The sequence below is a fragment of the Arthrobacter sp. Y3221157 genome, assembly GCF_059089865.1.
Genome location: NZ_JBNHFD010000019.1, coordinates 38,384 through 49,759 on the forward strand (window position 1 = coordinate 38,384; position 11,376 = coordinate 49,759).

The following is an 11,376-nucleotide window of genomic DNA, read 5'->3' on the forward strand; positions in this document are numbered from 1 at the left end:
TTAGCTGAATTCCCAGGCAGCATCCATGGTGATGGGCAAGAATGGGGGTATGGCAAACATTTTTGGTGCTCCCAAGGCAGGTGGCCCCAACGGCATGGACGAAGCCAGGGCCGTTCCCACCGGCGACACCGTCGGCTCCTACACCTCTTACCTGGATGCCCAGAAGGCGGTGGACTACCTCGCCGACCAGCAGTTCCCCGTTCAGATGGTATCCATCGTGGGCAACGAACTGAAGATGGTGGAGCGGGTGACAGGGCGCCTGAGCTACCCCCGGGTGGCTCTCTCAGGGGCGCTGAGCGGTATGTGGTTCGGCCTGTTCGTCGGTGTGCTGCTGTCCTTCTTCGCGCCGTCGCCGGGGTACTTCTCCATCCTTACCTCCGTGCTCATGGGCGCCGCGTTCTTCATGCTGTTCGGCATCGTCACCTACGCCATGCAGCGCGGCAAGCGGGACTTCACGTCCACCAGCCAGGTGGTTGCCACCAGTTACGACGTCATTGTTTCGCCGGAGGCCGCCCATGAGGCCCGCCGGCTCCTGCAGCAGCTCCCGATGACCCGTTCCGATGCGGCAGCGGGCAGCGGACCGTACAGGCAGCGTGACTACTACAACCAGCCGTACCAGCAGGACCAGCACCACCAGCAGCCGGGGCAGGGGCCTGCGCGCCCGTCCGGCTGGCAGGACCCGTACGGCCAGTCCACGGGGTCTTCCGCGCAGAACGGCGGCTACCCCGGCGGCCAGCAGCAGGGTGGCCAGAATTACGACGGCGGCCCGCGCCAGGAGGAGACGCCCGCCCCTGCGCCTGCGCGTTCCGTCCGTTACCCGGACCTGCCGGATGGCCGGCCCCAGTACGGCGTGCGGCTGCCCCAGGCTCCCGCCGCCGAACCGGGTACCGCTCCCGTGTCCGGGCACCCTGACGGAACAGCCCAAGGTGAGAACCTGCCGGGCACCGAGGGCAGCCAGGGCAGCCAGGGCGCCGAGGGCCCGCAGCGGCCGGCGGATCCGCGCCAGTAGGCCCGTCCCGTTAGCAAGAAGCGGGGGCCCCCGGTGAAGGACTGATCCAGTCCCCGCCGGGTGGCCCCGCTTTTGTTGATCGGTGCTACTGGCCGCTTTCCGCTTCGCGGTAGATCCCGGCCATCCAGTCCTCCACGTCCTCCGGCTTGCGGGGCAGGGCGGCGCTGAGGTTGACCGGTCCGTCGGCGGTCATCAGGATGTCGTCCTCGATCCGGACACCGATGCCGCGGTATTCTTCCGGGATCGCCAGGTCTTCGGCCTTGAAGTACAGGCCGGGTTCGATGGTGAACACCATGCCTTCGGTGAGGATGCCGTCCAGGTAGAGTTCCCGCTTGGCCTGGGCACAGTCGTGGACGTCCAGACCCAGGTGGTGGCTGGTGCCGTGCGGCATCCAGCGCCGGTGCTGCTGGCCTTCGGGGCTGATGGCCTCTTCCACGCTGACAGGCAGAAGGCCCCACTCGGACAGTCGTTCGGCCAGCACGGTGGTGGCGGCCGTGTGGATGTCGCGGAACTTGGTGCCGGGCCGGGCCGCGGCGAACCCTGCATCCGCGGCGTCCAGCACTGCCTGGTAGACCTTGCGCTGCACGTCGCTGAAAACCCCGCCGGCCGGCAGCGTGCGCGTGATATCCGCTGTGTACAGGGAATCCACCTCCACGCCCGCGTCCAGCAGCAGCAGTTCGCCGGCGTGGACCTTCCCGGTGTTGCGGGTCCAGTGCAGCACGGTGGCGTTGTTGCCGGATGCCGCGATGGTGTCGTAGCCCAGTTCGTTGCCCACCTCGCGTGCCCGGGCGAAGAAGGCTCCCTCCACCACCCGTTCACCCCGGGCATGGGTAAGGGCGCGGGGCAATGACTTCACCACTTCCTCGAAACCTTCAACGGTGGCTGCCACCGCAGTCTTCATCTGTTCGATCTCCCACTCGTCCTTGAGCAGGCGCAGCTCGGAGAGGGCCTCACTGAGCTTTTCGTCCAGGGCGTCAAACACGCCCAGATCCAGGTTTTCCGGATCCCTGGCGGTGTTGTACCGGGCGGTGTCCACAAGCGCGTCAATATTTTCATCCACTTTGCGAACCAGCCGGATGGAGATGCCGCCGATTTCCGGGGCGCCAACATCCTTGGTGACGGCCGTCTCCAGCTGGTCGATGTGGGCCGTTGCCAGGCCCAGGCGTGCCTCAAACTCGGCCAGCGTGGGCCGGGCGCCGATCCAAAATTCCCCGGACCGCGCGTCGGCATAGAACTGCTCCGTGTCGCGGCCGGCCAACGGACGGAAGTAGAGCGTGGCACTGTGGTGCCCGCCGTCGTCGCCCTTTCCCTCCTCAACTGGTTCAAGGATCAGGACGGCGTCCGGCTCGTGGTCCAGGCCCAGGCCCGTCAGGTGGGCGAAACCGGAATACGGGCGGAACCGGTAGTCGCAGTCGTTGGAGCGGACCTTCAACGGGCCCGCGGGGATCACCAGGCGTTCGCCCTTGAACTTGGCGGAAATGGCCTTGCGGCGGGTCGCGGCATAGGCAGCAACAGCATCACGGTCCGGCAGCTCCTCGCTGGCCGGTGCCCAGTTGCTGGCCATGAAGGCCTTGAAGGCGTCGGAACTGGGCCGCTGCGAGCGGTTGTTGACACGCTCTTCCAACGGCTGGGAAGCAGAGTTCAGGGTGTTATCGGCATCGTTCACGGGACCATCGTCTCACCAGCTCCGCGGCGATGCGAACGGGCTTCCGCCGGGGGCGGCGCCGGGTCTACTAGTCTGGACAGGTGAGGATTGACCTGCATGCCCACTCCAATGTTTCCGACGGCACGGAGAAACCCGCCGACGTGGTGGCCTCCGCCGCCCGCGCCGGGCTGGACGTGGTGGCACTGACTGACCACGACTCCACGGACGGATGGGAGGAAGCATCCGCGGCGGCCGTTGAGCATGGCGTGGCCCTGGTGCCCGGGATGGAGGTGTCCTGCCGGACCGCTGAAGGCATCAGCGTTCACCTCCTGAGCTACCTGCACGACCCCGCACACGCCGGCCTGCTGGAGGAAATCACCAAGGCCAAGGACGCCCGCCTCACACGTGCCGAGCGGATGGTCACGCTCCTCGCCGAGGACTATCCGCTCACCTGGGACGACGTCATCCACCATGTGGCGCCTGGCGCCACCCTCGGGCGTCCCCACATAGCCGACGCCCTCGTGGCCGCCGGTGTGGTAGAGGACCGCTCCGACGCCTTCGCCACCATCCTCACCTCGCGGTCGCGCTACTTCATCCAGCACTACGCGCCCGACCCCGCCACCGCCGTCGAACTCGTCCGCGCCGCCGGCGGCGTCCCGGTGTTTGCCCATCCGGTGGCGACCGCTCGCGGCAGGACCGTGGGGGAGCGCACCTACCTGGAGATGATCGACGCCGGCCTGGCAGGCCTGGAGATCGACCACCGCGACAACGCGGAGGAAGGGCGGGCCTTCCTCCGGCGGCTGGCGGCGAAGCACGACCTGCTGGTGACCGGTTCCTCCGACTACCACGGCACCGGCAAACCCAACCTGTTGGGCGAGAACCTCACGTCCCCGGAAGCCCTGGCCAGGATCGAGGAACTGGGTACGGGGACCGCCGTCGTCCGTTCCTGACGCTTAGCCGGGCTGCCGGCTGACGAGCGTGGCGTGCGCGCCCAGCCGTTTGGCCATGATGTCCACCGCGGGCTGGTTCTGGTCCACGCAGACGAACTTGCGGCCCAGCTTGGCCGCCACCGCGCCCAAGGTTCCAGAACCGGCGAAGAAGTCCAGGCACCAGTCGCCCGGACGGCTTGAAGCGGCGACGACGCGGCGGACCAGGCCCTCCGGCTTCTGCGTGGGGTAGCCGGTTTTTTCCTTGCCGGTGGGGGAGACGATGGTGTGCCACCAGACGTCCGTGGGCAGCTTGCCCAGTTCCCGTTTGGCGGGGGTGACCAGGCCGGGAGCCATGTACGGTTCCCTGTCCACCTCAGCACTGTCAAAGTGGTACTTGGCGGGGTTCTTGACGTAGACAAGGATGTTGTCGTGCTTGGTGGGCCAGCGGTTTTTGGCGCGGGCGCCGTAGTCATAAGCCCAGATGATCTCGTTCAGGAAGCATTCCCGGCCGAAGATGGCATCCAGCATCACCTTGGCGTAGTGGACCTCTCGGTAGTCGAGGTGCAGGTACAGCGTCCCGTCCTCCGCCAACAGCCGCCACGCCTCCACGAGCCGCGGCTCCAGGAAGGACCAGTAGTCGCTGAACGCGTCGTCGTAACGGTGCAAAGCACCCTTGATGGTGTCGTAGGAGCGGCCCTTGAAGCCCACGCGGTCGCCGCCGCCCTCGGCGTTGGCCACCATCCTGGTTTCCTGGCGCCGTTGTGGCCTGCCGGTGTTGAAGGGCGGATCCACATAAATCAGTGTGAAGGCGCCGTCCGGCAGCGTGGGGAGGTACTCCGCGTTGTCCGCGTGCACCACCAGGCTGCCGCCGTCCGGCGCCCAAACAGTGTCAGTCATAGGGGCAGTTAGCCCTCGGTGCCAGGCTGTGCGCCCTTGTCAGTGCCGGCAACCACTTCGCCGTTGCGGCGGCGGGTGCGGGTACGGGTGCGGCGGGCACGCGTGGGCTGCTCGCCGTCGTTCTGTCCAGCTTCGCCGGCGGGCGCGGATGCTGCCGCCGGGCCTGACGTACGACGACGGCGCTCACCGGAGCGGCCGGCGGGCTCGCCGCCACGGCCACCTTCACGGCCATCTTCGCGGCTGCCGGAATCCTGGCGTCCGCGCCCGGCACGGTCACGGCCGTCCCCGCGGCCGCCGCCGCGGCTGTTCTTCTTCCCGGTTTCGCCCAGGTCCTCCAGGACCTCGGCGTCCACACCGGCAAGGGTGCGCTTGTCGCGCGGCAGCCGGCCCTTGGTGCCTTCGGGAATGTCCAGGTCCGTGTAGAGGTGCGGCGAGGAGGAGTAGGTTTCGACAGGCTCGGGCACGCTCAGCCCCAGGGCCTTGTTGATCAGTCCCCAGCGCGGCATGTCGTCCCAGTCCACGAATGTGACGGCGGTGCCCTTGTTGCCGGCGCGGCCGGTGCGGCCCACCCGGTGCAGGTAGATCTTTTCGTCTTCGACGCACTGGTAGTTAATGACGTGGGTGACGTCTTCGACGTCGATGCCGCGGGCCGCGACGTCGGTGGCCACCAGGACGTCCACCTTGTTGTTGCGGAAGGCGCGCAGGGCCTGCTCGCGGGCCCCCTGGCCCAGGTCGCCGTGGATGGCGGCGGCGGCGAAGCCGCGGTCCACCAGTTCCTCTGCCACTTTTGCGGCCGTGCGCTTGGTCTTGGTGAAGATGATGGTGCGTCCGCGGCCCCGGGCCTGCAGAATGCGGGCCACCACTTCGGTCTTGTCCATGCTGTGAGCGCGGTAGATCAGCTGGCGGATATCGCGCTTGGTCAGCCCCTCGTCGTCCGGATCGGCGGCGCGGATGTGGGTGGGCTGCGTCATGTAGCGCCGGGCCATGGCGATGACCGGGCCGGGCATTGTGGCGGAGAACAGCAGCGTCTGCCGGACGGCCGGGGTGGCGGCGATGAGGGTCTCGACATCGGGCAGGAACCCGAGGTCCAGCATCTCGTCGGCCTCGTCCAGGACCACGATCTTGACGTTCTTCAAGCTCAGGTGCTTCTGCTTGTACAGGTCGATCAGGCGCCCGGGGGTGCCCACCACAACCTCCACGCCCTGCTTCAGCGCTTCCACCTGCGGCTCGTAGGCACGGCCGCCGTAGATGGTGGCGATCCGGGCGTTGCGCTTGCGGGATGCGGTCTGCAGGTCGTTGGCCACCTGGACTGCCAGTTCGCGGGTGGGGACAATCACCAGTGCCTGCGGTGCACCCGGGACCGCCAGCTTGGCATAGCCGGGGTCGTCCTGGCCGATGACGCGCTGCAGGGCGGGGATGCCGAAACCGAGGGTCTTGCCGGTGCCGGTCTTGGCCTGGCCAATGATGTCGTGCCCGGACAGTGCCACCGGCAGGGTCATGGCCTGGATGGGGAAGGGGTGGGTGATCCCGGCGTCGGCCAGTGATTCGACGATGTCCTCGCGGACGTTGTAGTCGGAGAAGGACTTCTCCGCGATTTCGTGCGGCTTCTCGTCCGAGATGATGGTCTCTTCCGGCTCAATCACCTCGGTGCCGGTCTCGTCCGTCAGAAGCTGGTGGGTATGCAATTCACTCACAGGGAGTTTCCTTATTCATTTGGGCATTGGCGCTGCCTGCTCGACGGGCCGGCCGCAAGGCCGGTCCGGAGCACGCTCGGGCGCACAAGCATTTCCAGTGGAAGCCGATCGCGGGCTATCTAATGCTGGCACTGGTGACCAGCGGGCAAATCTCAAGATCGCGTAGGGGCGGGCTTGTTGGTTTCAAATCAAGGAAATCAACGACCGGGCATCCATTTCTACTTCTCCAGTCTAGCCGTACAGGGCCGCAATACCGGCTTTTGCACCCTTCGGGGCGGGAAGCCGGGCCCGCAACGGGTGTCAGCCGACCAGTTCGAAGTGGACCTCGCGGGTGGCAATATCGGAGGAAAGCAGGCGGACGCGGACCTTGGTGCCGGACTCCAGGTCGCCGGCGCAGCGGGCTGTTACGGCAGGTTCGGCGATCTGGATGATGCCGGAACCGCCGTTGCCGTTACCGTTCTTCCCGTTTCCGTTCTTCCCATTCCCATTGCGGGGGCTGCCGCCGTTGCCGTTGTCCTTTTGGGGCTTCGAGCCGGAGATGACGATGGCATCGAACTCCTGGCCCACATGGTTGACCAGCAGCGCGGCCTCCACGGTATCCAGCGCCATCCGCTCCATCCGGGACGCCAGCTGGTCCGAGCCGGCCATGATCTCGGGAAGCGACGGCAGGGCCTGCCGCACCCAGCCAGGAACGTTGCCGCCGTTACTGAGAGCCTCGCAGATCACCAGCACAAAGCGGTCCACCAGCCGGCGCAGGGGAGCGGTGGTGTGCGCGTAGGCCGCACCGATGGCGGCCTGCACAGCAGCCTCCGGTACGCTGCCGTCAAAAGCGGTGTAGGAGGCTCCGCGGAACAGCATCCCCGCCGAGTGCATGATTGCCAGCTGCCGCGGTTCGGTGGGGTCCAGGCTGCGCAGGTACTCGCCGTAGCTGACCTCGCCGTCCCACGGTTTCCCCAGCACCTCCGTCTGGAGTTTGAAGTGGTTCAGGGAGCGATCGTCCGGCGCGGGCATGGTCCGCAGGATGCCCACCTTGCCGTCCAGCATGAGCTGCGCGGCAGCCATGCCCGTCATGAGCGAAATCTGGGCGTTCCAGTCCTCCACGGGCAGCTGCGGCGCGGCGGCGATGCGGTATCCGCCGTCGGGGAGCTGGACGATCTCCTGCTCCGGCATATTCAGGCTGGCGCCGTCACGGGCGCGTTCCAGCTCCACGCGCTTGAGGCCAACCTCTTTCAGCAGCTGCAGGACCGGGGATGCGGTACCGGTGTCCAGTTGGGCCTGCGCGCCCTTGTAGCTCAGCTTGGCGCGGCTGCGCATCCGTGCCCGTCTGACTGTGGCAGAGGTGACTTCGGCATTGCCGTCCAGGCGGAAGTCCCAGACGAAGGCCGGGCACTCCTGGCCAGGCAGCAGGCTCCCCGCCCCTTCACTGATGACCTCCGGATGCAGCGGAATCCGTCCGTCGGGGGCGTAGAAGGTCTGCCCGCGGCGCCGCGTTTCCTGGTCCAGCGGTCCGCCCGGCTTCACGAAGGCCGGAACGTCGGCGATGGCGTACAGCACGTGGTAGCCGCCGCCGTCGGCCTCTATGAACAGCGCCTGGTCCAAGTCCGTGGACGAGGCCGGATCGATGGTGATGAATTCGACCCCGGTCAGGTCGTGGGACGGAAGCTCCAGCGCGGCCACGGCCGCTTCGGCGTCCCGGACCGCGTGCTCCGGGTATGGCCCGGGCAGCTCCAGCTCGGTCCGCAGCGCGCCCAGGGCCTCTTCCAGCGCGTTGTTGTGCTCATGGACGTTGGGAGCCAGCCGATGGTGTGACACGAAAATCAGCCTAGCCCGAAGACCGCCGAATATGCAGGCCATTGGCGGGATAGAAGGCAGGGCCGTGTTGCCCTGCCGGCAGGTCAGGACGCGGGAGCGTCCAAAACGGCCAGGAGTGAGGCCGCCGCCGCGGCGGGATCCGCCGCTTCGGTGATGGCCCGCACCACCACAATCCTCCGGGCTCCCGCTTCCACCACCTCGCTGATATTGGAGTGGTCGATGCCGCCGATGGCGAACCACGGCACCTCGTTGCCGGCTTTGGCCGCGGCTGCCGCAGCGTATTTCACCAGCTCCGGTCCCACGGCCGCCCGGCCCGGTTTGGTGGGGGTGGCCCAGACCGGCCCCACGCAGAAATAGTCCAATCCGGCAGGCCCTGCGGCGGCAACAAGTGCGGCATCCACCTGTTCCGGGGTGTGGCTGGAGAGTCCAATGGCGGCGTTGCCGTTCAGCAGGGTGCGTGCCGCGGGCAGGGGGAGGTCCTTTTGCCCGATGTGGAACACCGGCGCGCCGGACAACACCGCGACGTCGGCGCGGTCATTCACTGCCCACAGCCGGCCATGGCGCTGCGCAGCCTCCCTGAGTACGGCCAGCAGTTCCAGCTCCTCGGCAGCCTCGATGGTCTTGTCGCGGAGTTGGATAATGTCCACTCCGCCGGCGAAGGCGGCATCCACGAAATCCGCGAAGTCGCCGCGGTCAGCGCGGGCGTCAGTACACAGATAGAGGCGGGCAGACTTGAGCCCTGCGGTTCCCTCGGCGGTGGTGAAGGCATCGGTTGCGGAGGCGCCGGCAGCGGCAGCGGAGTGGGACACATTCATGGCTGCAAGCCTAGTTCCTCTACACTTGCCTCGTACTGCGGGAGCCTGCGGCAGCTGTCATAAAGCGCCGGGCTGAGAGGGCGTCAGAGCCGACCGCTTGACCTGATCCGGGTAATTCCGGCGTAGGGAAGGAGACACATGGGCACCCCCAACACAGCACCCCCGCAACCCCCCAACGGCACCATCAGGGCCGACGTCGCAGTCATCGGCGGCGGAGTGGTGGGCCACGCGATCGCCTGGGAAGCACAGCGCTCAGGCCGCAGCGTCGCGCTGATCGATGACGCACCCGGCTCCGGCGCCAGCTGGGCGGCCGCCGGGATGCTCGCACCGGTGAGCGAGCTGCACTACCAGGAAGAGGACCTCCTGGACCTGATGCTGGCCTCTTCCGCCCGGTGGCCCGGCTTCATCGCGGACCTGGCCTGTGCGTCCGGGGAGAAAACCGGGTACCTGACGACGCCGACCCTCGCCGTGGGTGCCGACGCCGCCGACCGTAGGGCTTTGATGGACCTGCGCGCGGTCCAGCAGGCCAATGGCCTGGCTGTTGAGCCGTTGACCGTCCGCGAGGCGCGGCGGCGGGAACCTTTGCTCAGCCCCGCCATCGCGTGTGCCCTCGACACCCCTGCGGACCACCAGGTGGACCCCCGGCTGCTGGTGTCCTGCCTTCGCAACGCCCTCGCCGGGGAAGCCGCCGGCCGTGGCCCCGCAGTTGCGGGCGCAGTGGACGGCTACGCGGTGCCGGACAGGGCCTTGGGCCTGCTGTGGGCTGATGGCACTGTTGCGGGAGCCCGGCTCGCCGGCGGCGGCAAAGTGCTGGCCGGAGAAACCGTGGTTGCCAATGGACTGGATGCCGCTGCGCTGATGGACTTGCCCGCGGGCCTGCACCTGCCGCTGCGGCCGGTCTACGGGGACATCCTCCGCCTCGCCGTACCGCAGCGCCTCCGGCCGCTGGTGACGGCCACCGTCCGCGGCCTGGTCCGCGGCGTGCCGGTGTACATCGTTCCCCGGGAGGACGGAACGGTGGTGATCGGAGCCACCCAGCGTGAGGATGCCCTCGCCGGGGCCGGTGCCGTACCCCCGCAAGCCCTCCGGTCCGCTGCCGGAACGGTGTCCGCAGGCGGCGTCTATCAGCTACTCCGGGACGCGCAGGTCCTGGTCCCGGCCGTGGCCGAGCTGGAAATGCTTGAATGTACGGCGCGGGCCCGGCCGGCGACCCCGGACAACGCCCCGCTGCTGGGCAGGGTGCCCGCCGCTCCGGGCTCCAACCCGGGCGGGCACATCGCCGGCCTGATCATGGCCACCGGATTCTTCCGGCACGGCGTCCTCCTGTCACCCGCAGCCGGCGCCATCTGCCGGGACCTGATGGACGGCACCGCGGACCCCTGCTGGGAAACGTTCAACCCTGGCCGCTTCTCCGGCCGCGAAACCTCCGCTGCAAGCGTCAACACCAAGGAGACAGCATGAACATCACCCTGAACGGAAACCACCATACGGTGGCTGAGGGGGCCTCCATCACCACCCTCATCAGCGAGGTCACCGGCCGTACCGTTGGGGCTGACGGCCAGGCCAAGGACGGGAACAGGCTGGGTGTCGCCGTGGCGCACAACGCGCAGGTGGTTCCCCGGAGCCAATGGTCCGCCACCGCGCTCGCCGACGGTGACGACGTCGAGCTTGTCACGGCAGTGCAGGGAGGCTGACACGATGATCGAATCCGATACCCTGACCACCACGGCCGTGCCCAGCCTGGACGATGCCCTGGTTATTGACGGGGTGCCCCTGGCGTCCCGGCTCATCATGGGGACCGGGGGCGCCCCGAGCCTCGACGGGCTTGGCGCAGCACTCCTGGCCTCCGGCACGTCCCTGACCACCGTGGCAATGCGGCGCTACTCCACCGCGGAGACGGGCTCGCTGTTCCAGCTCCTGGTGGACCACGGCATCCGGGTACTGCCGAACACCGCCGGCTGCTTCACCGCCCGGGACGCCGTCCTCACTGCCGAACTCGCCCGCGAGGCGCTGGAAACGGATTGGGTGAAGCTCGAGGTCATTGCCGACGAGCACACCCTCCTTCCCGACGCCGTCGAGCTGGTGGAGGCCACCGAACAGCTGGTGAACCGCGGCTTCAAGGTGTTTGCGTACACCAATGATGACCCGGTCCTGGCGCTGCGGCTGGAGAACCTCGGCGCCACCGCCGTGATGCCGCTGGGAGCGCCCATCGGTACGGGACTGGGAATCCTGAACCCGCACAACATCGAGCTGATCGTCTCCCGCGCCTCCGTCCCGGTGGTCCTGGACGCCGGGATCGGTACGGCCTCCGACGCCGCCCTGGCCATGGAGCTCGGTTGCGACGCCGTGCTGCTGGCCACGGCGGTCACGCGGGCGCAGAATCCGGCCCTGATGGGGGAGGCATTCAAACACGCCGTCATCGCCGGTAGGCTGGCGAAAGCGGCGGGCCGCATTCCACGCCGCGAACACGCGCTGGCATCGTCGGCCAGATCATCCCCTGGAACTTCCCCATCCTGATGGCAGTCTGGAAGCTGGCCCCGGCACTCGCCGCCGGCAACGCCGTCGTCCTCAAGCC

The 11,376-nt window shown here is 67.9% G+C and carries 10 protein-coding genes, 1 pseudogene and 1 riboswitch; of the genes and pseudogenes, 6 read left to right on the forward strand and 5 right to left on the reverse strand.

Annotated features, from left to right (window positions below):
- Positions 1–49 precede the first annotated feature (49 nt).
- Positions 50–1,009 carry a YflT domain-containing protein gene (locus tag AC5RTT_RS07840; protein ID WP_494144708.1) on the forward strand — a complete coding sequence of 320 codons (960 nt, stop codon included), beginning with the start codon at positions 50–52 and terminating at the stop codon, positions 1,007–1,009.
- A gap of 85 nt (positions 1,010–1,094) precedes the next feature.
- Here AC5RTT_RS07840 and AC5RTT_RS07845 read toward each other — a convergent pair whose 3' ends face one another.
- On the reverse strand, positions 1,095–2,675 hold the full coding sequence (locus tag AC5RTT_RS07845; protein ID WP_494144709.1) for an aminopeptidase P family protein: 1,581 nt from the start codon (positions 2,673–2,675) through the stop codon (positions 1,095–1,097).
- An 80-nt stretch (positions 2,676–2,755) separates the two neighbouring features.
- On the opposite strand from AC5RTT_RS07845, the gene AC5RTT_RS07850 reads away from it, so the two are divergent.
- Positions 2,756–3,604 carry a PHP domain-containing protein gene (locus tag AC5RTT_RS07850; RefSeq protein ID WP_494144710.1) on the forward strand — a complete coding sequence of 283 codons (849 nt, stop codon included), beginning with the start codon at positions 2,756–2,758 and terminating at the stop codon, positions 3,602–3,604.
- A 3-nt stretch (positions 3,605–3,607) separates the two neighbouring features.
- Here the strand turns inward: AC5RTT_RS07850 and AC5RTT_RS07855 are convergent, their stop codons facing one another.
- From AC5RTT_RS07855 to thiE, 4 genes are all read right to left on the reverse strand, one after another.
- Positions 3,608–4,480, reverse strand: coding sequence for a DNA-methyltransferase (locus tag AC5RTT_RS07855; protein ID WP_494050883.1), 873 nt, complete (start codon positions 4,478–4,480; stop codon positions 3,608–3,610).
- An 8-nt stretch (positions 4,481–4,488) separates the two neighbouring features.
- Entirely contained in the window at positions 4,489–6,174 is a 1,686-nt protein-coding gene (locus AC5RTT_RS07860) for a DEAD/DEAH box helicase (protein ID WP_494144711.1), read from the reverse strand.
- Between the two features lie 300 nt (positions 6,175–6,474).
- Positions 6,475–7,986 carry an RNB domain-containing ribonuclease gene (locus tag AC5RTT_RS07865; protein ID WP_494144712.1) on the reverse strand — a complete coding sequence of 504 codons (1,512 nt, stop codon included), beginning with the start codon at positions 7,984–7,986 and terminating at the stop codon, positions 6,475–6,477.
- A gap of 83 nt (positions 7,987–8,069) precedes the next feature.
- Positions 8,070–8,801 (reverse strand): thiamine phosphate synthase, encoded by a 732-nt coding sequence (gene thiE / locus AC5RTT_RS07870; protein WP_494144713.1) that lies wholly within the window; start codon positions 8,799–8,801, stop codon positions 8,070–8,072.
- 27 nt (positions 8,802–8,828) lie between these two features.
- Positions 8,829–8,947, forward strand: a riboswitch (TPP riboswitch).
- Here thiE and thiO point away from each other — a divergent pair.
- The 4 genes and pseudogenes from thiO to AC5RTT_RS07890 all read left to right on the forward strand — a co-directional run.
- Positions 8,940–10,262: a glycine oxidase ThiO gene (thiO, locus tag AC5RTT_RS07875; RefSeq protein ID WP_494144714.1), complete on the forward strand. Its 1,323-nt coding sequence runs from the start codon at positions 8,940–8,942 to the stop codon at positions 10,260–10,262. Its footprint overlaps the riboswitch before it by 8 nt.
- A complete protein-coding gene (thiS, locus tag AC5RTT_RS07880; protein ID WP_494144715.1) occupies positions 10,259–10,495 on the forward strand; it encodes a sulfur carrier protein ThiS in 237 nt (78 codons plus the stop codon). Before thiO ends, thiS begins: the two co-directional genes overlap by 4 nt.
- Positions 10,496–10,499: 4 nt before the next feature.
- Entirely contained in the window at positions 10,500–11,318 is an 819-nt protein-coding gene (locus AC5RTT_RS07885) for a thiazole synthase (RefSeq protein WP_494144716.1), read from the forward strand.
- Positions 11,276–11,376: pseudogene (locus AC5RTT_RS07890) on the forward strand (aldehyde dehydrogenase family protein); the annotation flags it as partial. The gene AC5RTT_RS07885 and the pseudogene AC5RTT_RS07890, both read left to right, overlap by 43 nt.